This is a genomic window from Paraburkholderia sp. EG286A (assembly GCF_040965375.1).
In the GTDB taxonomy this organism is placed as follows: Bacteria; Pseudomonadota; Gammaproteobacteria; order Burkholderiales; family Burkholderiaceae; genus Paraburkholderia.
In genome coordinates, this window is record NZ_JBFRCB010000006.1 from 369,149 (window position 1) to 393,622 (window position 24,474).

Here is a 24,474-nt window from a genome sequence, read left to right on the forward strand (position 1 = left end):
GACGCCGGAAGAATGATAATCAGGAGACAGACATGCAGCAGATCGCTACTGCGGGCAGTCCCCCGCACGTCACGCCGAACATACGTGTCGGCATTCAACCTGGCGCGGAGATTTCTGCGCGCATGGATCGCCTGCCGATCACGCGCCATCTCTGGATGCTCGTTTTACTGATCTCACTCGGCGGCTTCTTCGAGATCTATGATCTGATATTCACAGGCTACATCGCACCGGGAATGGCGAGAAGTGGTTTGCTGTCGCCGACGACGCATGCCTTCTTCGGTTTCACCGGTATCGCCGGATTCATTGCGGCGACATTCGCAGGGCTATTCGTTGGAACATTCTGCTTTGGTTGGCTGCCGGACCGTTACGGGCGCCGCCCGGTGTTCACCGTGTCGCTGCTCTGGTATTCAATCGCTTCGGCAATTATGGCCTGTCAGACCTCTCCGGAATCGGTGAATCTCTGGCGCTTCATCACCGGCATCGGTGTAGGCGTGGAGATCATCGCAATCGACAGCTACGTAACCGAACTCGTCCCGCAGCACATGCGCGGCCGCGCCATGGCATTCAATCAGATGGTGATGTTTGCCGCCGCACCTGTCGCAGCGATTTTGTCGTACTGGCTCGTGCCGACAACTGCCTTCGGGATCGAAGGATGGCGCGTCGTAGTGCTCGCCGGCTCAGTGGGGGCAGCGCTTGTCTGGTTCATCCGCCGCTCCGTACCGGAAAGTCCGCGTTGGCTCGCGTCGCATGGACAGCCGGAGCGAGCTGATGAGATCGTACGCGACATCGAAACCATCGTCGCCCGGCAAGCGAAAAATCTGTTGCCGGCACCGCTACCGGTCGTCGAACAGCCGTCGCATCGCAGAGCCTCGTTTGCGGAACTCCTTTCCCCTCCATATCGGTCACGCTTTGTGATGCTCGTCGTGTTTAACTTCTGTCAGGCGATAGGTTATTACGGCTTTGCGAACTGGGTTCCGACACTGTTGATTGGACAGGGAATCACAGTGACAAAGAGTCTGCTCTATTCGTTCATCATCGCGTTTGCGCTACCTGTGGGCCCGCTGCTTGCGATGCTGTACGCGGATCGCATACAGCGCAAATGGCTGATCGTCGGCGGGGCTATGATGGTCATCATTTGCGGCGTCGCGTTCGCTCAATCACGCTCCGCGCTCATGTTGATTGTGCTTGGCGTGCTGATTAGTCTGGCTGGACAAACGATTTCCGTGTGCTATCACACCTACCAAGCTGAGTTGTTTCCTACCGCGATCCGCTGTCGCGCAAATGGACTGGTCTACTCGGCGAGCCGCGTGGGAGCAATGATGTCTGGCTTTGTCATCGCAGCGTTGCTGAGAGACTTCGGTGTTGTGGGCGTATTCATGGGTATCACGGCTTGCATGCTTATCGTCGTCGTGTCGATCGGCTTCTTCGGCCCACGTACCAACGGCAAGCGCCTCGAGGAACTCAGTCACTGAAACTGGATCCCATCGCTTTTGACCATCAAAGTCACGGTTCCGGTTAAGACTCGCCCGTCGGTCGAGATTCGCAACCGGTCGTGACAACGCATCGCTCTCGAATATCTCGTGAGACACGTCAAACCACGACTACGCCGCAGGTTTTCCAGTAGATGGCGATAACAAAGAACCACCGTTGCGCGGGACGCTTTCGAGCCGGTTCCGCCGCGCCAAAATACACGCCTTTCGCGTTGTTTTGGCGGCGAACTCGGAACCTCGCCACTCGACCGCCCGATACATGAAATTCCTGATACCTATGGGATGGGCGTCTCTCGTCGCCTTAGAAAGCGAGAAGCTTCGGACAACACGATTTCGGCCAGCCCGGCTCTTGGTCCTCGACGAGTCCAGATAAAACCAACTCGACGCACGGGCGGTTCGCCAGGCAATGGGATGCGGACCAAACTGCCGCCGTCCTCCCACATCGTCGACCAATCCGGAAGTAACGAAACACCCAACCGATGCTTAATCAGCGATGCGATTACTGCCAGCCCATCAATTTCCAGTCGTTCTTGCGGTTTGATCCCCTGCTCCCGAAGATATCGGTCAGCAAGTCTCCCCCCCCAAACCCGCCTATCGTAGCGGAGGAACGGTTCGTTACGCAGCACTTCATGCGGATCCCTCTCAATTGAAATCCCGTCGTGTGCGACGACCACCAACGGCTCTTCTAGCAACACCTGCCACTCGCAGGTTTTAGGAATACCTACCTGGTGTTCAACAACGATCGCAGCGTCAAGCTCGCCAGAAGCCACTTTTGCAAACAGATCAGGCGAGTAGCCGGGTACCGCGAAAACATTGAGTTCCGGGTGCTCGCCGTACAGCTTCGCCAGGACGATGGGCAAAAGACTTGGAATAGCCGACGGGAAAATTCCCAATCGGAATTCCCTGACGGGAGCCTCGTTGTTCGCCAGGGATAGCAACTCACGCGTATCGCGAACGATGCTTCTGGCCTTTTCGAGAACCTTTACTCCTGCCGTAGTTGGGCGAACAACTCGACCTGAGCGCGCCAGCACCTCCGCCCCCAATTCGAGTTCCAGCGCGCGAATCTGTGCCGCAACTGTCGTAGGGGAAAGATCAAGCTGCCGGGCTGCCTCAGCAATTGAACCGCTCTCGACGACCTTGAGAAAGCACTGTAGGTACTTGGTATCCATAGAACGATTATAAACCACGAAAATATCGTGTTCTGAACATGAAGAAACGATATTTTTCGTTTTCTTAGTCCCATCGATACTGGAAGCTAGTGAAACCCCAACACCCGCGTCGGGCGGATCTGACGTCAATGAACCAGTCAGGACGGCGGCAGCCGAAGCGCCCCGCAAGACATAGCAAATCTGCAATTCACAGGAGCCAGCATGAGTGTCAGCACGGAAGACCTTGAGGTCCTTAAAGCCCTTGGAACCGCGACCATCCATGAGGCACAAGGTCAAAAGGGCGCGATCGACCCCGCGATCCGCCCGATTGATCCAACCCTCAGGCTCGCCGGTCCTGCGTTGACCGTCGACTGCCGTCCAAGCGACAACCTCGCGATCCACTATGCCCTTACCAAAGCCAGCCCAGGTGATGTGTTGGTCGTTGACGCAAAAGGCTTTATAGACGCAGGCCCATGGGGCGATCTGCTGACCCTAGCCGCTCAAAAGCTCGGAATTGCAGGTCTCGTTATTGACGGTGCGGTGCGCGACGCTAACGCCATTATCGATATGCGTTTTCCGACATTCACGCGCGGACTTTGCATCAAGGGAACGAATAAATTCCAGCCCGGCAAGGTTAACGTTCCCATCGTTCTCGGCGGAACCCCGATTAATCCTGGCGACATCATTGTTGGAGATCGCGATGGTCTGGTCGTCGTGGCGGCCGGAGAAGTACAGGAAGTCATTCAGAAAAGCCGCGCTCGGGAAGAAAAAGAAGACCTTATTCGCTCAGGGCTCGAAGCAGGAAAAAGCACTGTGGACTTGCTGGGACTGTCAGCTGCCCTCGCCCAACTCGGTATGAACTAGAAAGCGATCAAGCAATTCAGCGAACTCTCGAGCTCGAATGACACGCACGTTTGGCCTCGAGATTGCAGAGAAAGCGCATAAATAGCCGGCACACCGGCAACAAGGTTTGAAGGAGACGTTGATGGCAACGGAGAACATTGCGGTTGAGACGAAATCACTACGATCCGGATTCAGATGGGTCGTGGCCGGTCTCATTTTCGCAATCTATACGGTCGCTGCTGCTGACCGGGCGAATTTTGGTGTGGCTCTTCCGTTCATCAGACGGGAATTTGTCATGACAAATACGCAGGCAGGCGCGCTCTCAAGCATCTTCCTTCTTGCGTATGCCATTGCTCAGTTGCCGGCCGGATTTGCAATCGGAAAATTCGGCGTACGGAAGCTCATCACTATTTCGATGATTGGTACTTCGCTGGCAACGGGTTTTGTTGGGGCAGCTGCGTCATTGTTCGCCCTTAAAGTCAGCCGCTTCGCACTAGGAATAGCCGAAGGGCCGCTTCCCATCTGTATTTCCTCGACAATTAACAACTGGTTTCCGGCACGCGAGAAGGGTACGGCGAGTGGCATCTTCCTCTCGGCGGTGAAGTTCGGCCCCGTAGTTGTACCTCCTCTCTGTGCAATCATTCTCTCGGTGTGGGGATGGCGTGAAATTTTCTATGCATTCGCAGCCCCGGGAGTTCTGCTGGCGCTGATATGGCTGGTCTATGTAAAGAATCACCCATCGGAAAGCACAAGAGTCAACGCCGAAGAACTCGCTTACATCACTGGCAACGAGGGAGCCGGCCGTCCTTCACTGCAGCGCGCCGAGATCAAAGCAAGCCGCCTAGATCTGTTCATTCGGGCTCGCGAAGTCGAGCTGCTTGACTCAAATCGAGCGATCTTTGGTTCATGGAGCATTTGGGGCTGTGCTCTTGGGTACGGCTTTCAGCTAGGCATTTCTAACGTCCTTCTCGCCTGGATCCCAACATACCTCATCAGCGTCAAGCATTTTTCCGTTGCAGGTATGGGTGTTGTTGCTGCCACCCCCTGGATTGGCGCTGTTGCTGGAAATATCGTCGGCGGCTTCGTTTCAGACCGATTTCTCGGCGGCCGCCGGAAGCCGGGCATGCTGCTGTCAGCACTGTCTACTGCTGTAATGATGCTTGCGCTCATCAGCTCGCCGGCATCTCCGCTCGCCTATGGCGGACTGCTATTCCTTACCGGAGCTCTCCTCAGCTTTGGCTACTCCGGATACATGGTCTACCCCATGGGTCTTGCGTCGCAACGCACCTTCCCGGTCGCGAGCTCGATTGTGAACATGGGTGGCCAACTGGGCGGCGCCGCCGCACCATTTCTTGCGGGCGTACTGCTCGACACTCATGGTTGGAATTACGTATTCGCGTTCATGGCCATCAGTTCCATTCTCAGCTTGGTCGTAGTAGCGACGATCGTAGAGCCCCTCCGCGGACTTAGCCCGCAAGGCGATTGACCGGTTAAACGAATTTCGCAAATCAGTTGCCGGTTTCCCGAAGAGCAGAACAGAAATGACAAAACTTGCGTCCATCCTCAGCCTTAAAGACTTCGAAGCAGCAGCTAAGCGACATCTTCCGCGCCCCATCTTTGGTTACGTAGCTGGTGCATCGGAAGACAATGTCTCGCTCAGCGCGTCGCGCGAAGCATTCGGACGTTATTCGTTCGTACCTCGAGCGCTAGTCGATGTGTCCAAGCGAACGTCATCGACGAGCCTGTTCGGTCGAACGTACTCGACGCCATTCGGGATCGCGCCGATGGGACTCAGCGCACTGTATGCGTATCGCGGAGACATTGTCCTTGCGCAAGCCGCGGCTGCATCCAACGTGCCCATGATCATGAGCGGATCGTCACTCATCAAGCTGGAAGAGATAGTCCAGGAAAATCCAGACGCATGGTTCCAGGCGTACCTTCCGGGACAGGAAGATCGCGTTGTCAAGCTAATCCAACGGGTCATCGACGCCGGCTACAAAACACTTGTCGTCACTGTCGACACGCCGGTCGCGGCGAACCGCGAAAACAACGTCAGAAGCGGGTTCTCAACTCCTCTGCGCCCCTCTCTCCGTCTGGCGTGGGATGGAATGGTACGACCGTCCTGGCTCTTCGGGACCTTTCTGCGGACTATCGCGACCCATGGAATGCCTCATTTCGAAAACAATTACGCGGAAAGAGGCGCGCCCATCATGTCACCCAGCGTGCTTCGCGATTTTTCGGATCGTGGGCATCTGAACTGGGAACATTTCCGGATGATTCGCCGTCTGTGGCCCGGCACCCTGGTTGTCAAAGGCATTCTGCACCCTGCAGATGCGCGAAAGGCCGCAGATCTCGGCGTCGATGGTGTCATCGTGTCAAATCACGGAGGCCGTCAACTTGACGGGGCCGTCGCACCGCTTCTCGTCCTGCCGCAGATCGTAGATGCCGTCCCCAACCTGCCTGTCATGCTCGACAGTGGCATCAGGAGAGGCACGGATGTGATCAAGGCAATCGCACTTGGGGCGAAGTTTGTTTTCGTTGGACGGCCCTTCGCGTACGCAGCAGCCATAGACGGCGACGAAGGCGTAAAGCATGCAATAAAGCTCCTAAGTGACGAAATCCTGCGTGACATGGGATTGCTGGGCGTAAATTCCCTCGCAGAGATCACAACCTCCGTGTTGTTCGATGGCGCGAACGGATTCGCGGCGTCCAATCAGAATAACTCGCTCTTACGACACGACGACAGTACTCCGAACCACTCCATCGCGCTCGAACATGTCCAATGACACTCTGATCCTTGCCAATGGCATCGTTGGAGAGGTCCAACCTGTCTCGCTCGATGTCCCCGGGGCTAGTAACCAATTTGCCTGAGATCCGCCATGAATGAAATCGTGCGTCCGACTCACCAGACATCCGAAGAACGGCGGCGTCAACGAAGGAAAGTCATCGTCGCGGCTTCACTGGGCACTGCCTTTGAGTGGTATGACTTTCACCTTTACGGCACGCTTGCGCCCATTATCGCCAAGCAATTTTTCAGCGGGGTCAACGAAACTGCTGCGTATGTCTTCGCACTTGTCACGTTTGCCGCGGGTTTCGTGGGGCGTCCCTTCGGCTCGTTGGTGTTTGGATGGCTTGGTGATCTCGTCGGTCGGAAATACACCTTCATGGCTACCATCGTCCTGATGGCCCTTCCGACGTTCTTCGTTGGACTGTTGCCAGGATATCGAACACTTGGCATCCTCGCTCCAACGATGCTGATTGTGTTGCGTATTCTCCAAGGACTGGCAGCAGGCGGAGAATACGGAGGCGCACTCATCTACGTCGCCGAGCATGCGCCCGAAAAAAGACGAGGCGCCGACACAAGCTGGATTAATGCTATGGGCGCCGTCGGAATTGTTCTCGCGCTTGCGGTCACATTCGTCGTTCGTTCTTGGGCCGGTGAGACGGCATTTGTTGATTGGGCATGGCGCATCCCTTTCGTCGCGTCGCTTGTACTCTTCGCAATCTCGGCCTGGATTCGCCTGAATCTGGATGAGTCGCCCATCTACGCCGAAATGAAAGCTGCGGGCAAGACCTCGACGAAGCCAATTCGCGAAACGTTCGGAGACTGGAGGATCACGCGAACTGCGATTTCCCTCGTTCTCGGTTGTACAGCGGCGGTAGGAATGATGGCCTACAACAGTCAATTTTACACGCAGTTTTTTCTTGCACGGACGTTAAAAATCGACCCCGTCAGTGTCAACGCCATTACGTTTGCCGCACTGGTTCTAAGCCTCCCAGCATACTTCTTCTTTGGCCGGCTATCAGACCGCATCGGTCGCAAGCCAGTGATCCTCGGAGCGGCATTGGTGGCTGCGATCGGCATTCAACCGGCGTTCCGCGCGATGACGCATTTTGGAAATCCCTCGCTTGAACGTGCCGCCGCTTTGGCACCAGTGGTGGTCCATGCTAATCCCGTAGATTGCTCGATACAGTTCAACCCGGTAAGTACTTCGCGGCTAACGTCGTCGTGTGATATCGCAAAATCCTATCTTGCTGCGAGCATGATCAGCTACCGTAACCAAGAAGTCCCGGCAGGCGATATTGCGTACGTTACCATCGGAAGCACGCGCGTATCGTCGTTTGACGGTACATCGATGACCAAGCTGGACCTCGCAAACGCCGAGAAGCACTTCCAGTCGGAAATGAGCTCTACACTCACGTCTGCTGGCTACCCGATGCATGCTTCGTTGGATGCAGGTGCGTATATCGGCTTGGTCCTTTTGATCGCCTTCCTCCTTACTCTCTACGCCGCGGTCTACAGCCCGGCTGGTGCGTGGATGACCGAGCTGTTTCCGTCCAGAGTCCGCTACACAGCGATTTCACTTCCGTACAATATGGGCGCGGGCTGGTTCGGTGGCTTTATGCCCGCGACTGCGTTCTCCATGGTCGCAGCCAATGGGGGCATATATTTTGGTCTCTGGTATCCGGTCACGGTCCTCGCAATTACAGTCTGCGCGGGCTTCTTTCTCTTGCCAGAAACGAGCGGGAATCGCTTCATCGTTGCGGAGGATGACAGTCCAGCACGTACAAAAGGTATTGCCGACGCCCCTCGCTACGGCAGTGTGAAAAATTGATATTTTTGCCAATATCGGACGTGCCGGCAACATGCCAGCCATCGGATATCAACTACGACGCGTAGAGCGGTGGTTTTGACGCACGAATTCAACGCTGTCCTCTCGCACGCGAAAGGTGAACGATGCAAGACGTCCCACGTTTGATTCCATTTTCTGCTGGAACGTCCTCGCCTGCAGTTCAGTTACCGGCATTTGCCTGTGATTGCCACATGCATGTGTTCGACTCCAATTTTCCGGCCGTTCTCAATGCTCCAGTGATCGCCCCCGATGCATCGCTCAGTGATTACCAGTTGCTCCGTAACCGTCTGGCTATTCAGCGCAGTATAGTCGTTCAGCCTTCTGTTTATGGAACTGACAATAGCCTCTTGCTGCGTGTGCTCGCCCAAGGCGGAGACAGCATACGCGGTGTCGCGGTAGTAAATGATCAGGTCTCGAACGATGAGCTCCAATGCCTCATGGCGTCAGGAGTGGTCGGAATCCGCTTCAATCAAGTGCAAAAAGGGGCAACTGAACTGCAAATGCTCACCACGCTAGGCCCGCGCCTGATAGAGCTCGGCTGGCATGCACAGATGCATCTTACAGGTCGGCAGCTGCTTGAAAGCGCGTCAGCTATCGCGGATGCGAACTTTCCGGTGGTCCTCGACCACTTCGCACGCATGTGCGCTGACGAAGTTATTTCTCCGCATGTGCAGAAGGTCGTCTTCGAACTTATGCGAAAGAAAAACATGTGGTTGAAATTGACGGCGCCCTACCTTGCTAGTGCATCCGGTGCGCCTTACTTCTCAGATCTTTCACCCATACTGAAGCGACTTGCAAACGAGTTTCCAGACCAGCTCGTCTGGGGAACAGACTGGCCACATGCAACCGAAGTAGAGAAACCTGATGATGCGAAACTCCTCGACTGGTTGGACCAGACACTTGGAAGCGTCGAAATCAGGAAGGCGATATTGGTGGACAATGCCAGTCGCTTGTACCGCTTCTCCTAGGTGCGCATGTTTGATGCGCTTCCCCTTTTTTCCGCAAGGCGATCGCCAGTCGGAACAAACGCCAAACGGTGAGCCTGTGTCGCAATGCTGGCTGACACCAGCGACGCGAGTTGGTCCACCCATTCTCAGGGATCAAGCAGGCTGGAGGTGAAGTCGCAGGTCTGCGCTGCCAGTCGTGCCACCGCGGCACTAAGCGAGTGCTGTCGGTCCGCCCGATGCATGGCGATGTATTTCACAGGCGGAAGGGCGGGCCGCGTCGTGACCGTCACCAGCGCGCGACGTTCGAGCATGCGCGCTAGGCAAGCCTTTGGCAAATAGCTGACGCCGAGACCAGACAGTGCAAGTCCGATCTGCGCAATCAGGCTATTGCTTGCCAACACCTTCTGCAACGTGACGCCCTGCTCCGCCAGGAAGCGACTGTATACAAACCCCGTGCCTGACAGTCCACCCTGCAGAATGAGCGGAAATTTAGCGATCTCCGTAAGGGGTATTACACGCTTGCCAGGCGCGAATGATGCCGAGCACATCCATACATTTTCGACTTGACCGACCGGCGTGATCGGAAATGGCTCCGCCTCGTGCGTTTGCGGAACGATGATGACGTCCACCGTTGCTGCCGTCAGTCGTTCTCGCAACGTTGTGTTGAGATCGACTTCAGCTTCCACCTCGACCTTAGGATACTCGGCCTGAATTGCTGCGATCAGGCGCGGTAACCATGTAAGCGCGGTCAACTCGGTCACGCCGATGCGGATCTGCCGCACCAGCGATTCCTTCGAGCTGATGCGTTCGACGATCTGATCGCGCCGCTCTAGCAACTCTTTCGCGTACTCGAAGAATTCTGCTCCCTTTTCGGTCAGCCGCGCACTGCGATTCGCCCGGTCGAAAACCGCCAGGTCGAAGGCTCGCTCCAGTTCCTGCACGCGCTTCGATATGGCCGACTGGGTGGTGTTCAGACGCGTCGCGGCGGCCTCGAAGGAACCCAGGTGCACGATCCAGTACAACGCCTCCATCTGTTTGAAAGTCAGCATGACGTCGTCAAAGCATGAATAAAAGCGATAGTTTCTCATAGAAAAAAATCGCTTTTTTTGTTTCTTTTGGCTACTTATGTTTGCAACATCGAAGCTCGAACCCACAGGGAAGAACGCTCGAGAGAAAGCGCACCCACCCATATCGATCGGCAAAGCAACTGGAGATCCCGCATGGAATCCGTCATCGAAGCACCTCACACCGAGCCCGCCAAGCGCAGGCCGCGCATCAGTCTTGCCTGGCAAATCGTAATCGGCCTGGTCGTCGGCATCGGGGTGGGCGTCGCGCTCAACCACTTTCCGCAAGCGCGTGACGCGGCGATCAGCGGATTCCTGCAGCCGGCCGGGGACATCTTCATTCGTCTGATCAAGATGGTCGTGGTGCCAATCGTCTTCACGAGCATGGTGGTCGGTATCGCCGGCGTGGGTGATGGTCGCTCGCTAGGGCGCATCGGTGTCAAAACGCTCGTGTATTTTGAGGTCGTTACCACGATCGCTATCGTAATGGGCCTCGTGCTTGGCAATGTGCTGCATCCGGGCGCGGGTACGGACCTTTCCCAACTCGGCCATACCGACATTTCGCGCTATCAGCAGACTTCGCAGCAAACCACGGGACATCATGGCTTCATGTCGCTGCTCCTCGGCATCATCCCCGACAACATCATCATGGCGATGGGGCGTGGCGACCTGCTGCCCGTGATCTTCTTTTCCGTTCTCTTCGGGTTTGCGCTGCAATCTGTGCCGGATGAGTTTCGCAAACCCGTGCTTGCCACGTTCAAGGGAATCGGCGATGCCATGTTCAAGGTGACCGCCATGGTCATGCGCTACGCGCCGTTCGGCGTCTGCGCGCTGATCGCAGTGACAGTGGCGAGTTTCGGCTTTGGTTCGCTGCTGCCTCTCGTCAAGCTCGTCGCAATCACCTATCTTGCAATTATCCTGTTCGCCGTGTTCGTGCTTGGTATCACGGCGCGCATGTTCGGCTTCAACATCTTCACGCTGCTGAGAGTGATCAAGGACGAACTCGTTATCGCGTTCTCCACCTGCAGTTCGGCCACAGTGCTGCCGCAGCTTATGAAGAAAATGGAGGACTTCGGCGTACCGAAGAGCATCGCGACCTTCGTGGTCCCAACCGGCTATACGTTCAATCTCGACGGCGCCTCCATTTATCTCGGCATCGGCACGCTGTTCGTGGCTCAACTCTACGGCGTGCACCTCGGCTTGCAGGAGCAGATCGTCCTCGTGCTCACCATGGTCGTCACATCCAAGGGCGCAGCGGGCGTACCGGGGTTTATGTTCGTCATCCTGCTCACGACGCTTGCAAGCGCGGGACTGCCGCTCGAGGGGCTCGCGTTCATTGCAGGTGTCGACCGGATCATGGACATGGGGCGCACGGCCTTGAACGTCGTGGGCAACGCACTGGCACCGCTCGTCATCGCCAAATGGGAAGGTCAATATGACGAGGAGAAAGGCAAGGCGTATCTCGCTTCGCTGGACGTCTGAGCACAAAGTTAGCTAGCAATCAAGATTCATATCGAGGAGCAAGTCAGATGAGCAGCAGTCGGGGTCAATTGTTTTCCGAATCCCTTATGGGACAGATCAAGAGCCGGTTCCATTACGTAGACCAAGACGTTGACGGTCGTGAGCGGCTCTTCTTCGACAACGCCGGCGGGTCGTTCCGCCTCAAGGCCGCGCTGGACGCGTATGCGCGCATCGACGCGCTCCCGGATTGCCCTGAGCGCATCCACGAGCGCGCGCTGTATCTCCAGGACATTCAGACGCAAGGCGAAGCCGACATACGCCGCGTGCTCAACGCGCGAGGGGGGAGCGTCTATCTCTCGCTCACGGCCTCTGCAGCGATGTTCGAGATGGTGCGGGCCGTGATGGAGAACGTGCGCGGCACGAACGCGGTGACGACCATACTCGAACATCCGTCATCGTTCGACGCCATGAAGCTGTACTGCGAGCGCACGGGCAAGACGCTGCGCGTCGCGCCGAGCAACGCGGCGACCGGCGGCGTCGACGTCGACGCCGTCGTTTCGCTGATCGACGACGACACCGCGCTTTTGAGTGTGATGTATGCGTCGAATATTTCGGGCGCGAAATTCGATATCGCCACGATTGTCGAGCGTGCTCGCGCAAGGAAGCCCGATATCTACATCATCGTCGACGCGGTCCAGCATGCGCCGCACGCGGTGATCGATCTGCAAAAGACACCCGTCGACGGCATCAATTTCGCGCCGTACAAATTCTTCGGTTGCAGAGGGGCCGGCGTCGCCTGGCTGTCAGAGCGTCTGGCGGAGCTGCCACATCACCGGCTCCAAGCTAAGGAAAAGGGCGCGTGGGAGCTTGGCAGCCCGGCTCCGGCGCAGTTCGCCGTGGTGAGCGCGATCGTTGATTATGTCGCGTGGATCGGTTCGCAGTTCAGTGACGCAGCGGACAGGCGCGAGCTGTTTGCGCAAGGCATGCAGCGCATCGAAGAGCACGAACGGGCGCTGCTTGACCTTTTGCTCGATGGTCTACGCGCCATAAAAGGCGTGCGCGTGTTCTGGGATCACGACGATCTGACCCAACGCGATCTGATCGCAGGCATTGGCTTCGAAGGCCTAAATCCGACCGCCGCCGTCCGTGAGTACGAGAAGCACGGCGTCATCGTCTATGAGCGAATCGGAACCAGCCTCTACTCCGGAAGGATGCTGAAGTCCTTCAACCTCGAAGGGGCGGTCCGCGTTTCGCCGTTGCATTGCCACACGCCCGGGGACATTGGAAGGTTTCTTGCTGTGACGGAAAGAATCGCGAAGTCCCATTCGCCCCGCACCTAGCAGGCTGCGGTGTTGCCCGCATATGGGGTAGCGGCAGGGTAAGCGTTTATGCTCTGCAGCGTATAAAGCCTTACCTTGTTCGGGCCGCGCTAAGCGCGGCGCCGCTGTCACCTTCAAATCGTGCGGAGTGCCAGCTTGACGCGAACGCACGCTCTCGGTTGCGCGCTCGGCTACCCCGGTTGAACTTCACCCGCGGCGGTTCTAGCACGTTCACGCGGGGGTATATGCCTTTGGATCAAGGCAATGCTCAAGAGAGCTAGCAGCATGGCGACCGCCAACAGAGCGAAGAACCCTGTCGCACCTCCGAGCGTGATAATCGAGGCACCGGCGAACGCACTCACGATGGCTCCGAGGCGGCCAAAGCCAGTGGCGGCGCCAATTCCGCGAGCGCGCATTTCCGTGGGGTAGAGATGAGCAGCGAGCGCATACATCGGACCCTGCACGCCGCTGACGAAGAATCCGTGTACGCCAATAGTGACGATCAAGGCGACCGCCCCCATTTCCGGAAACAGCCGCGACAGCAAGAAAGCGCTCGACACCGCACCGGAAGACGCGCCGAGCAAGATCAAACGTGAACCACCCCTTCCGACAAGCCAGGCACAAAGCAGCGCACCGACGAGCCCGCCGAGGTTATAGGCGGTCAACCCGCCGCTCGCGACGCGGGCATCCATGCCTGCCGACACCAGCATCGCCGGAAGCCAGCTATAAGCGCTGTACAGCGCGAGCAGACACATGAAGAAAACGGCCGACAACGCAACCGAGTCGCGCAGCCATTGCCGCGAGTACAGATCGGTGAGCCGGACGTTCTGACCGTTTGTGTTTGCCTCTCGCTCGCTTGCGTCGATGATATGGGTGCCATCTGGAATCGGGCCTCGAATTCGAGCAAGCAATCGGCGCAACTCGTTGTTACGCCCGTGCTGCCGCACGAGATACCTGGGCGACTCCGGCAAAGCCGCGAACAACAGGAACGAAAACAGAATCGGCAGAATACCACCCAGGACGAACAACCCGCGCCAACCTGCTGAAGAGAGCAGGCGTGCAGATAACAGGCCGGCAACAATGCCGCCAACTGGATAGGAAACGACCGTCGCGGTGACCACTATCGAGCGGAGCCGCGCAGGCGCAAACTCCACCGCGATGATGGCCGCGCATGGCAACGCCCCGCCGATGCCGAGGCCTGCCAGAAATCGGAGTATCGCCAGTACCTCGACGCTGCGGGCCGCCCCCATTGCCACGGTGGATAGTCCAAAAAGACCGATGCTACAGATCAGAGCAATTCGCCGACCATATCTGTCAGCCAACGCCCCCACCGACACACTCCCGATCGCCATGCCGAAGAGGCCCGCCGCGACGACCGGGGCAACGGCCTCACGCGAAATCGCCCAATCCCGCAATAGCGAAGGAATGGCAAAGCCGATGAGTTGTCCGTCGAAGCCATCCATCGCCGCAGCCAGGGCGGCCAGAATGACCGCGACCCACTGGATCCCGCTGAGCTTCGGGCCGTCCAGTAACTCATCAATATCGACCGACGGCCCGTTCACCGAGCCACCCCGTTGTACTTCAGAGCCACAGGGTGCGCGCACGCCGTTCTCCTGTTCTGTTTTCATGTTTGATGACGGCCATTGGCGATTGCTGTCGCAGGTCGCAGACCCATCCTTACAATTAAGATTACTGATCGTTTCACTCTACAGGTCGTGCCGCGCCCCCATATCAATGGCGAACAGACTTGCGCCGGATGCTGCTTCCAACATGACGAGTCATGCCTGCCCAAATCGGCAACGTGGTCATAGACCGGAGCATTGAACGCATCTGTTCAAAATGCATACATCCATCAGCACCCGACATGGGTCCCTCTGACAGCCAAAGCGCTACCTGCAGCTTGGAAAGCGACTAACCCCCGCGGCCAAGTTCCTCCCGACCCTTCATTCAAACGGTCGAATTCCAACGATCGCAGTCGAGCATTCCGGAATATGTCTTGCGACCGACGTTGTTTGAGTAGACCAGCCTGGTCGCGATAGTCCCATACAGTCTCAGGCCACGAACGCCGGACCACGCTTTGCCGTCCATCGCGTGATCTTTATTATTTAATAACGATACGTCTCGTTTTGTCAATAAGTCGTTTTCCCCGAGCAGCGCTTGCTACCGTCTTTAGCGTGAATCGCTTACATTGAGTGCCGGACACACCGCGCGCAACGCTGTAGCTTGCGCCCGGCCTCCCTCCCAGCCTTGGGTAAGCTGTTCAAGTCAATCATTCGGGGAATCGATGCACTCCACCATCAGCAAGCTGACTCTCGCCGCGGCTACTGCCGTATTCCTGATCGGCGCTGCCGCGCCGGCACGCGCGCAACCCGAGGCCAGCGCAGCGGCCGCCGTTGCCGCTGCCTCGCAACCGCTCACCAAGGAGCAGAAAAAGCAGGCCAAGGCGCAGGCCAAAGCGCAGCGCAAGGCAGAACGCAAGGAGGCCCGCGCGAAGAACAACGCCGAACTGAAGAAGCTGGAAGATGCTGGCTACAAACCGGCGCTGAATGACCCGAACTATCCGCAGAACTTGCAGGACGCACAGAAGAAAGCAAACGCGGGCCCGGGCGCCAGCCAGTAATGCGGTCTAGCTTGTTGTTCGCAGGACCTCCTCCGCATTCGGGCCAGCCTCTTTGTGAGCCCGAATGCCTCTGTGCTCAGCCGTGGGGCTCTGGCGCAAAAGTGCTCTCCATCGCAACGGTATGGTTGCACGCGCCGTCTACGGCGGCTAATTTCCGCGTCTGAGGGGCGGCCGTGTCGAAATTGTGCGAATTTCCCTAACATCAGGGCGTCATGCGCCCTGTAAAGTTCCCTCCCGCAACTGGATTGGGAATTCAACCGCCGGGCCCTGTGGCAACGCTCATGCGTCAGGTCGAAGCTTCGGCGGTGTCGTTCAGCGATCTCGTACGGGTAACGAAAGGCACGAGCTGGATTTTTTTGTCATTGCATCCTGGTCTATTCAGCGTCAGGCTGACAGCCAGGTGCTGCGGCCGCAAACGCTGCGTGTTGCATTTCGACGTCGTAGATCTCCTGTATTGTTGGATAGCGTGACGTGTCAATCTCGAAGCGATGCGCATCAAATACCTGCGGTACGAGACACAGATCAGCCAGTGTAGGACGGCCACCATAGCAAAATGCACCTGTCGCCCCGCTTTTAGAGAGCCTCTCCGCAAGAACCGCGAATCCGGCCTCCACCCAGTGGCGGGACTAGGCGCTCTTCGCCTCCGCGCTCACGCCCAACTTCCCCTCTAGATACTTCAATATCGGACGCTCTCCACGAACGGCACACCCATGGCATCGGCTCGCCTTGCAAGTTTTCCCGAGAAATACGCTCCACGATCTGGCTATCAAGATAAGCCTTCTTCTCAGAATGGGAACACTTTCTATTGATAGCCCAGCCGGACAAATGCGGCCTCGCCCCGGCGCTCACCGGTAGCCGTCAATCCAGTTACTGGATAGCCTCTTTTTCGATCCAGCGCATCACAGAATGGACCACCTGAAAAGGGAAGCTCGATGTCTTCCCTTCCTTTCTGGCTTACTGGTTCAGCCAGGGAGTTGGATCTGCATGTCTTCTGGCGGGTCATAGAGCGTTGACCTTCTCACTTCCACCTCACACCCAAGCCTTTCCAGCGCCTCCATGTAGGCGTCTTGCAAAGATTCATCCATCCGAGGATCGAAGAGTACCCGGTCGAACAGTTCGTTAGGGTCAATCCCAAAACTGAAGATATCGCTCTCACACTTGTTATCGTCGCCACTGTAGATTAGTCGCATCTCCCTCTCATGAGCGAACTCCAGACGCTTATACAGCAACGATTCCGCTATCCCCGAGCCATCCGTCTTCAGCAAGTCAATCTTCTCGAAAATCCCCTTGAGATTTGACTTCTTTGCATATTGGACTTTACCGATAAAGCACTTAAGATCCGCCTGCTTGCCCACATGCCTTTTCAAAGCAGTCAACAGTTTCCTAGGCGTAGTCGTCACCCGTACGCCGTCTTTTCCATGAGAGTAAATACGCCACATGGCGTCCGTTTCGCGATGCAAGGTCCAGCATTGCCCATAGACCGATTCCTTCGCAGAAAAACTTGTGAGCTCCCCACCCACCACAAATGATGCTGAGAGTAGGGCATTTTCAAACGGGTCATCCCACTTCTTCGGTTTGACTAATGTGAGCGTTTGTGTAGTCAGCACCTGAATGAACCGGCTTATCGGAAAGATTCGATAAATGCTCTTGTCCATCCAATATTCAATGTCTGCGACTTCAAGGTCTTGCTCAGAAAATATATAGCCAACTGGAGCTTTAGTGCTCATCTCGAAATTCTTGCTCGCTATCGGCGTCTTCCTTGTCACCACGTCATAATCCTTATATGTTGTCCAATCACAGAATTAATTTTTCTTCCCAAGGTATTGCGATAATTTCTTCTTCAGCCACTCGTAGCCCGCTTTTGCATGCTGGACGACCATCAGCAGGTTATTGTTGTTCCAACCGTCCACATCTGAAAAATTAAGATAGGTCATCAGTTGCACCTCCAACCCACGAATAGCGTCGTCGATTTCCCGGAGCCCTTGACGTTTTGCATCCCACAGATGGTCAGACAAATCCTCTAGCTTTCCCTCGGCCACTTTCTTACCCACATACGATACCTTGGCCGCACCGTCTTTCATCAGCTCCAGAGACTTGTAGACGCCATCCTTGTATTCAAAGAGGAATTGCGACTCACGAAAATATTTTACGAAGTCCATTTGTGCATCTTTGAGAACCGGATACTTGTCTTGATAACATGCCTGGTGGAGGTCTAGTGCCGCGGTATAGATCGCAAAGCGCTTGTTGTAGAGGTCCATACGCAACTTCGCATTGGCAATCTTCAACTGACAGTAACCGACATATGCGGCCGCCAAACTGACCAGGAAAACCAGAAATGCCATTACAGCTCACCCCACGAATACGGTTCGCTCGCCCGATACGACTCGTCGTCTAGATTTTCCATGGCCAATTTACCGGCCCCCCATGCCTTGCATCGATCGCCGGATTCCTGGACGCCTTCGTTATAGTAGGCCCAGACTCTCGCGAATAGTGGCCAAAGCTTTGAGAACGAATTTCACGAGCATTCGCCCCAGCGTTAGGCGAGGTGAACCGGCTCAATCCCCAAGCGTTTCTTATCGAGCGGCGTCATGAATAAGACTTCTGGTTCGACCCATTCCTCCGCCTTCGTGTCGATCGCCGTCACTTTGTGGAATCGAATTGTGCCCGATAGACAATAAAGCTTCGCTCCAGCTTCGAAAGGTTCCTCGTCGTCGGGTATATAACCCGGCTCGTTCCTCTCGGCCTGCTGGTATCCGTCTAGTTTTTTATAGTTTCGAGCGCTTACGGAGCTACACTCCGGAAATAGAACCACATTTGTTCCCTTCTTGCCTGTCTGGACCGATGGAAAAACGAGGCCGTCAACCTGGCTGCCAAACCGAACTCTCAGATGCTCGAAGGCCATCTGAGTGGAAATATAGGCTAATTCATCGTTCCGCCCTTTGGGCGTCGACATTTTCTCCACCAAGGTTGCGCTGACAAAGGTCCTCAAATGCGAAGCTTCGCGGAAGCCCTGATCGAGAATAGTGAGTTTCGATGGCTCAACGAGATTTAACTTGGTCAAATCAAGTAGCGTGAGTTGGGTGGTAGGAGTCATCGCAATGCTCACAACGTACTCACCCGTAATCGAACGGATCTCGCTTAGGCAGGTTTCTCTCTCTAGCGCGCAGTAGAGGGCCGGAATGCCGTGAGGAGTCATCCGTTGGCTACTGGCTCGGTCTTGAGGGGCGGGGCCGAGCTGCGCCGCCGGATCATTGGCGATCTTCGCTACGCCCTCCTCGGACGTAGCGGACCGTGCACGGTAAAGCGGCTCCCCCTTCCGAATGACCCTAATGCATTCGTGCTTCAATTTGTCATCGATACCTGCAAGAAACCCAAACGCGGTTTTAAGAAATTCTTCCGCACTTGAATTGAAGAAGCGATGAGAATGCCTAACGCCTGTGAAGAACGTCTCCCACCGTTCGTCGTACATGTTTTTGTCGAGGGATCCGTCGTCCGCGAAGTAGTGACGCTCCGCCCCACTCGCTTCATAGGCCATCGTTCGCGGCGCATAGCTACTGAGTTCGTCAAAGTAGCACTCGTCGCCCAAACCCATCCAATCGCTCAGGACCTCTTCCAGGGTGGCAAGCGAGATTTCATCCGAGCCGCCCTGATAAACCATGAAGCTTTCGTATTGAGATAAATTCTCTACTGTTGCGGTATTCTCTTCGACTCGTGCGAGGATGTAGTCGAACAGAAGCGTCGACGCAACCGCGAAGCCATCTTTGCCACAGTGCTGGCAAGTCGCTGCCTTTCCTTCCTGTTTGATGAGCCTCTTGAGGGACGCGGGATTAACACAATCAATGCAAATCATTTCTTTACGGTTTGGTGTTGGCATCTGCTAACTAGGTGTTGCCATTCTTTTGACGTCAGTGCTCAACCGTGCCGACCTGCACGATCGGATTTAGTGCGAATTTGATCTGATATTCGAACAATTCGACGTTGGGAAATGCGGCGATTGCATAACGCAGTTCCTTACTGATTTCATGCGCTACGATGACGCCACAAACAGGGCGGCCATTGGCAAGATGTGTTCTTACCCAGCCCATGTATCGGGCCAGCTGTCCAATGGCCCTGTCAGGCGCGTTACCTCGCTTCAGTTCGAACACAACAAACCCACCTTCCTCATCGACAGCAAGAATGTCGATTCTTCCGACGTCTGTGGAGAACTCAGTGCCAGTTGCGCCACTCTCCGTGTAGAGCCGGAGGCGCTTGTCGCCCACCCGGATAGATTCGATATTGTGCGAGATGAACTCCTGCAACTGGTTCTCCAGCTTGAAGACCGTATCCTCATCCTCCAACACCTCGGGGATGTCAGCGGCCTCCAGTTCCTCTGCCTCGTCCAGCAATGCACCGAATGCGACGGATGAGCCAGGCGAGATCAAACGTACTTCTGTTTCTGTTTCGTCTGATGACCACCCCATTTTCTCAAATGCACGCCGCAACGCCCGGGAATTCTTGCCGCGGAACACCAGATCGCCAGGAGCGCGGTCTGGGTTGTCTCGACACCACTGGAGCATAGGGAACAGTTCTACGCCTTTCCCGTCATCGGTGCTGATAGCTACGAGGTAGCGCTTTGATTGAGATCGCAAGTGTTCCGCTCCTGAGGACGAAAAAGACCGACCCATCCAGTTGGTCCATTGTCGGCGTATTCTCGCGAGACGAACCTGGACTTGTCGGTTACGATGGCGCCGCCGCCGAGCGTATCCGTCCGTCAAGATCACTCAGGCGCCACATTGCTATATCGTCCACGATATCGATATCTTTAGAAATTCATGCACGACGTCTGACCTCGATCCACGCACTGGACTCGGGCCAGCGGGGGCGTTCCATCAACCTCTCGCCTCGGCAAAACAGATGCGTCGCCTTTCAACCACATCGGCGCCTAATTTCCGGTGTCGCCACTCTTGGATGCGTGCCGCCGACAACTCGCACGCCACGCATCTCGCGCCAGAGTGCCTTTCCGGCGTCTCCTGGAGGGGTAACGCTCTCTGGCACGACAACCGTGCCCACCCGTTGCGTCCGCGATCCGCCAGCGGAAGTTACCGTTCAGACTTGCCCGTTTGCCCGGATCATCGCTGCAAGCCGTGGATCGCGATGCGCCTCTGGACACTGCGCCAAGCGGCGGAGAGTTTCGCCTGTCCCGTGCGGCCAGGTGCTCGCGTCGGGCGGAAGAATGGTCGAAAGTAAGTCAAGCATCGCAGAAGAGTGGTCCGCGAAGATCTCCTGATTAATCGCGGCGGTCGCGAGCATCGTAGATCCCTGCGCAATCGGAACCAATCGAGGAATTATTGCCTTCACGACTTCGGAGAACTGGCTCGGCACAGAGAGTGCCAAGTCAACCAGCCTTCCGGTCATATCCGGCGTTCGCATCGTTCGCTGGCGCGGCCAAACGCGGCGAAGAAAAGGAAGCAACCGCTCTTCGATCTGTACTTGCTTTCCAGCAAAGCGGCGGAGATGCCAGAGCACCGACGTACGCAACTCATCCCCGGCGTGGATCAACACCTCCCGCAGTTCAACGTCCGAAATCAGTTGCTCGTCAACATTGGCCAAATCCTGCCCACGCGCCCACTCCAGCAACAAGATCCCAGCGAGATTTGCCGCGTGCCCCTTCGGCAAGCGTGGCTCGCTGGCGAGCTTGATCAATGGTTGCTTCAACCGTTCGTAGAGTATCGGCTGAGGAACACGTGCTGCCCAGAAGAAGCCGGCCCAGAACGCATCGCTATCCATACTTTCACCGTCGGCGAGGTGTAGCAGGCGTGCCTCAACCCAAACAGGGTCGACGTGAAATAACCACATCAGCCGGTGAGTGATGGTTACGATGGCATAGCGGCGGTCATCTGCCTTCAGCGAAAGCATCTCTTCCAGTTTCGCGCGGAGCTCCTCGGGAATCGTGCTTCCTTCCTTCAATTCCTTCCAGCGGGGGTGTTGAAAGAGCGCATCGAGCATTCGTCCAACAGCGCTATTCAAACTCTCGTCAACCCACCGCCGGTTAGCGATCGCGAACTTGTGTTGGCCGGAGCCATCCGCAAGTGCGCCGCGCAGCGCATCCCAGGCAATATCGAACGAATGTGGTTGGTGTTCGAATGTCGACATGCAGTTAGCACGAAGCCATTCGCTCGTCGGATGCGAGATGCTTCTCAAATTGCCTGGCTCGAGTTGCGCAAGCCGCCGAGCAATACAGAACAGCATCCGTTGCGAGTGAACCCGTTGCCCACTCGATGTAAGGACGACGCTCCAAGCCCATGAGGGGAATACCCCCTTTCGCATTGCGTCTTTGAGCGCGGCGAGCGCCCGCGTTGGACAGACATCGACCAGCCCGTGGAACGGCTGCGGCATTATGGGCTCAAGACGAAATTTGGACAGCTCCTTGGCTTTTCCCAGTATCTCCGAGACAGGTATTTGCATCAGCGCTGATGAATCGGAGTCAGTCTGAACGCCCCTGACCCTCGAGACCTGTGGCTGCGCCGTGTACCTCACAGCCTCGGGAGTCCAATCGCCGGCCGCTTCGAGGAAAGGCGCTGACTCCGCTTCGATACTGAACGAAAAGATCACGCCCGCCGCCGATAGCCAGTGCAACCGGCTCAAGCGACAATGTGCGTCCACTTCACTCCTCTGCGGGTGGTCGGTGGCCCATGGGATGGGTTCGTAAAGCAGTCTGTCCTCGATTCCGTGGATCACCGTGGCCGGTAGCTCGTGCCATCTGTCTCTTAAGGAATAAAGTAACTCCCGCTCATGATGGTGATCCCAAAAAGCCTCTGCTGATAGCGCGAGCAGTCCCGCACCAGCCTCCGCAGGCGCCGTGAGTTCCGCGCGTCCAAATGACCAAATACGCAATCTGGTGAAGAGAGGGTCCGGGGATGTCCAGGTGCGGGCTTCTTGGCGGGCAGCATCCAGGTCAACAGTCGCGAGCCGCGCCACCATCTTGGTCAGCAAAATTGCATGACCAGTTAAGGCATAGGCCGCGTCGTCCGCCTCCTCACCATCATCAGGGCGAATCGTGTCAAGATAGACGTGGTCGTGACCGCTAACTTCCCGCTCCAAGACAACGACATCCTCAAGTTGTCGTCGGAACAGCACTGTGGCGAGGGCAAGAGCCTCGTCCGGGAAGGCGAACGCCTCGTGCGGCCGCGGATATTCAACATGTAGCCTTAGAACGTCCGATGCCGCGACATCAGTGCTGGACGAGGGAACCGGTACGCCATCCCGCCGCTCGACGGACAGATAAGGTTCGTACAACGCAATGGCTTCCGCAACGAGATCTGATGACCAACCGTCGCGATTGGCGGCACTTTCAATGGTGTACTTGTCGACGCTGGGGTCTCGCGGTACGCGTTGCCAGCTTTTGAGCAGCAGTCGCCATCCCTTCCTCATCTCGGGTGTATATTCGTTGGCTTGTTGGCGCAACGACCAACCGATGTCATTCTGTAGCTGGTTGTGTAATGGTGCATGACCGGCGGCCCACCATAGTGTCGAGGGCTGAGAGGCGACCCTGGCGAGCCATCGCCCTGTGTTCGCAAGTCGGGTAGGAAGAGCCGCGCGGGCTCGACGGTTATGCCAAAGACCGGTGGCTGCCGCCATCGGCAAATTGACCAGATCCGCAGTCGTAATTTCCAAGCCATCCCATGCTGAAGCAGGAACAGGTCGCTCAGCAAAAACGTCGGCAGGATCTGACGCCAGTGGTGTCTCGTCGCTGTCCAAGCCGAAGTCGTCGAACGGGTCGAAACGCGTTTCGGTCTCTTCGCCAACCAGCCTCCTCGGCTTTGCATATCGAACGGATCGATCGAGCACAAACAACCACTCACCCGGCAACGGTATCTCGGATGTTGCCATGTATCTGGTTCCGGGCGCGGCAGAGGCGACGTGGGCAATCATGCCGCGCTCATGAGGTGCAAGTGATTGCGGTCCGGCGAGCGCCTTCTCAAGAAGACGATGATGCCATCCGTCAACATCCCGCGCGCGCTCAGCCCATGCGCACAGCGTTGTCCACAGGGCCACGTGACTCTCATACGGGATCGGCGTCACGCCCTTGTGCGCCCATTGCTCCAGAGCCTGCCGCGTGTCTCCCGATTGAAACGCGTAAAGCTTGTTCGAAGACGAACCGAAGCGGTTGACCGCCTCCAGCAGGTATTGCACCGGCGGATCGTCGGCAGAATACCCGACGAAGACGATGTGAAATCGTCGCAAAAGAGCTTGAATGTAACGTGTAGCCCACCCGTCCGAAAGGTAGGCATGGCCGAAGTCAGCACTCGACAGGACAAACTCGTCGTCGCAGGCTCGTCGGTAGTCCGCATCGACCTTCCCGTGAAGATGGACAATTCCGCGAAAGTCGGCTGCCCGTCCGGGATCCGGTAGTCGGGGTGGATTGAACGATCCCAGATCATCCTCACACTCTTCAAATAGCAGGTCGAAGTTGGTGGTAATGATCCGCGGCGCCCCCCCATCCGCTCTCGATAAATCGAGCAATGCTCGATGAGCATCCAGAACATAGCCTGGATCGGGGCGCAATGACATTGCCACAGCTTCGCGAACCTCCGAGGCTTCGAACTCGCCTTCGAGCATCCCAAATATCCGATCCGTCGCGACCAGTCCGGTGAGTCCACTTGCTTTCTCAAAACTACGCGTTGTGTTGTACAGGCGGCGTGCAGGACTATCCATTGCTGAGCCAAGCACATCGAGAACGCGCTCCGCCAGTACAGCGAAGTTCGGAAGCTTCGCATCCTGCTGGGAAACCCCAGCACCACAAAAGAACAGGACATGTCCCGCATCGCGGGCTGTTAAAGGTTCGTCGGGCAACGACGGACCATTTGGAATGAAGCGCATACTGTTCGCCTATGCTTTGTGGATCATCCGGACGCATCCGCCCGACACTGGCGGCAGCATCATGTTATCAGGCGGTGGTAGTCTTCCTG

At 56.6% G+C, this 24,474-nt stretch carries 18 protein-coding genes; 9 read left to right on the forward strand and 9 right to left on the reverse strand.

Annotation, left to right across the window (positions count from 1 at the left end):
- Positions 1-32 precede the first annotated feature (32 nt).
- On the forward strand, positions 33-1,472 hold the full coding sequence (locus AB4Y35_RS28665) for an MFS transporter (RefSeq protein ID WP_368707037.1): 1,440 nt from the start codon (positions 33-35) through the stop codon (positions 1,470-1,472).
- A 293-nt stretch (positions 1,473-1,765) separates the two neighbouring features.
- Here AB4Y35_RS28665 and AB4Y35_RS28670 read toward each other — a convergent pair whose 3' ends face one another.
- Positions 1,766-2,659: a LysR family transcriptional regulator gene (locus tag AB4Y35_RS28670; protein WP_368707038.1), complete on the reverse strand. Its 894-nt coding sequence runs from the start codon at positions 2,657-2,659 to the stop codon at positions 1,766-1,768.
- Between the two features lie 201 nt (positions 2,660-2,860).
- On the opposite strand from AB4Y35_RS28670, the gene AB4Y35_RS28675 reads away from it, so the two are divergent.
- The 5 genes from AB4Y35_RS28675 (at position 2,861) to AB4Y35_RS28695 (ending at position 9,083) form a co-directional block, all read left to right on the forward strand.
- Positions 2,861-3,502, forward strand: a complete 642-nt coding sequence (locus AB4Y35_RS28675) for a 4-carboxy-4-hydroxy-2-oxoadipate aldolase/oxaloacetate decarboxylase (RefSeq protein ID WP_368707039.1) — start codon at positions 2,861-2,863, stop codon at positions 3,500-3,502.
- Between the two features lie 121 nt (positions 3,503-3,623).
- Positions 3,624-4,967 carry an MFS transporter gene (locus AB4Y35_RS28680; RefSeq protein ID WP_368707040.1) on the forward strand — a complete coding sequence of 448 codons (1,344 nt, stop codon included), beginning with the start codon at positions 3,624-3,626 and terminating at the stop codon, positions 4,965-4,967.
- 55 nt (positions 4,968-5,022) lie between these two features.
- The gene (locus tag AB4Y35_RS28685) at positions 5,023-6,267 is read left to right on the forward strand and encodes an alpha-hydroxy acid oxidase (RefSeq protein ID WP_368707041.1); all 1,245 of its coding nucleotides are present in this window, start codon (positions 5,023-5,025) and stop codon (positions 6,265-6,267) included.
- 93 nt (positions 6,268-6,360) lie between these two features.
- The gene (locus AB4Y35_RS28690; RefSeq protein WP_368707042.1) at positions 6,361-8,097 is read left to right on the forward strand and encodes an MFS transporter; all 1,737 of its coding nucleotides are present in this window, start codon (positions 6,361-6,363) and stop codon (positions 8,095-8,097) included.
- A gap of 122 nt (positions 8,098-8,219) precedes the next feature.
- Positions 8,220-9,083 carry an amidohydrolase gene (locus AB4Y35_RS28695; protein WP_368707043.1) on the forward strand — a complete coding sequence of 288 codons (864 nt, stop codon included), beginning with the start codon at positions 8,220-8,222 and terminating at the stop codon, positions 9,081-9,083.
- A 125-nt stretch (positions 9,084-9,208) separates the two neighbouring features.
- Here the strand turns inward: AB4Y35_RS28695 and AB4Y35_RS28700 are convergent, their stop codons facing one another.
- Positions 9,209-10,111, reverse strand: coding sequence for a LysR family transcriptional regulator (locus AB4Y35_RS28700; RefSeq protein ID WP_368707044.1), 903 nt, complete (start codon positions 10,109-10,111; stop codon positions 9,209-9,211).
- 171 nt (positions 10,112-10,282) lie between these two features.
- Between AB4Y35_RS28700 and AB4Y35_RS28705 the strand changes: the two genes are divergently transcribed.
- Positions 10,283-11,608, forward strand: coding sequence for a cation:dicarboxylase symporter family transporter (locus AB4Y35_RS28705; RefSeq protein ID WP_368707045.1), 1,326 nt, complete (start codon positions 10,283-10,285; stop codon positions 11,606-11,608).
- A gap of 47 nt (positions 11,609-11,655) precedes the next feature.
- Positions 11,656-12,927, forward strand: coding sequence for an aminotransferase class V-fold PLP-dependent enzyme (locus tag AB4Y35_RS28710; RefSeq protein ID WP_368707046.1), 1,272 nt, complete (start codon positions 11,656-11,658; stop codon positions 12,925-12,927).
- Between the two features lie 170 nt (positions 12,928-13,097).
- Here the strand turns inward: AB4Y35_RS28710 and AB4Y35_RS28715 are convergent, their stop codons facing one another.
- A complete protein-coding gene (locus AB4Y35_RS28715) occupies positions 13,098-14,534 on the reverse strand; it encodes an MFS transporter (RefSeq protein ID WP_368707047.1) in 1,437 nt (478 codons plus the stop codon).
- A gap of 656 nt (positions 14,535-15,190) precedes the next feature.
- Here AB4Y35_RS28715 and AB4Y35_RS28720 point away from each other — a divergent pair.
- Complete coding sequence (locus tag AB4Y35_RS28720; protein ID WP_368707048.1) at positions 15,191-15,526, forward strand: DUF4148 domain-containing protein; 336 nt, start codon at positions 15,191-15,193, stop codon at positions 15,524-15,526.
- A 374-nt stretch (positions 15,527-15,900) separates the two neighbouring features.
- Here the strand turns inward: AB4Y35_RS28720 and AB4Y35_RS28725 are convergent, their stop codons facing one another.
- From AB4Y35_RS28725 to AB4Y35_RS28750, 6 genes are all read right to left on the reverse strand, one after another.
- The gene (locus AB4Y35_RS28725; RefSeq protein ID WP_368707049.1) at positions 15,901-16,140 is read right to left on the reverse strand and encodes a glutathione S-transferase C-terminal domain-containing protein; all 240 of its coding nucleotides are present in this window, start codon (positions 16,138-16,140) and stop codon (positions 15,901-15,903) included.
- A gap of 348 nt (positions 16,141-16,488) precedes the next feature.
- On the reverse strand, positions 16,489-17,253 hold the full coding sequence (locus tag AB4Y35_RS28730; RefSeq protein ID WP_368707050.1) for a DUF2971 domain-containing protein: 765 nt from the start codon (positions 17,251-17,253) through the stop codon (positions 16,489-16,491).
- A gap of 75 nt (positions 17,254-17,328) precedes the next feature.
- Complete coding sequence (locus AB4Y35_RS28735) at positions 17,329-17,868, reverse strand: hypothetical protein (RefSeq protein ID WP_368707051.1); 540 nt, start codon at positions 17,866-17,868, stop codon at positions 17,329-17,331.
- 194 nt (positions 17,869-18,062) lie between these two features.
- Complete coding sequence (locus AB4Y35_RS28740) at positions 18,063-19,400, reverse strand: RES family NAD+ phosphorylase (RefSeq protein ID WP_368707052.1); 1,338 nt, start codon at positions 19,398-19,400, stop codon at positions 18,063-18,065.
- A gap of 31 nt (positions 19,401-19,431) precedes the next feature.
- The gene (locus tag AB4Y35_RS28745) at positions 19,432-20,154 is read right to left on the reverse strand and encodes an endonuclease NucS domain-containing protein (RefSeq protein WP_368707053.1); all 723 of its coding nucleotides are present in this window, start codon (positions 20,152-20,154) and stop codon (positions 19,432-19,434) included.
- A gap of 457 nt (positions 20,155-20,611) precedes the next feature.
- Positions 20,612-24,385, reverse strand: coding sequence for an SIR2 family protein (locus tag AB4Y35_RS28750; protein ID WP_368707054.1), 3,774 nt, complete (start codon positions 24,383-24,385; stop codon positions 20,612-20,614).
- Positions 24,386-24,474 lie beyond the last annotated feature (89 nt).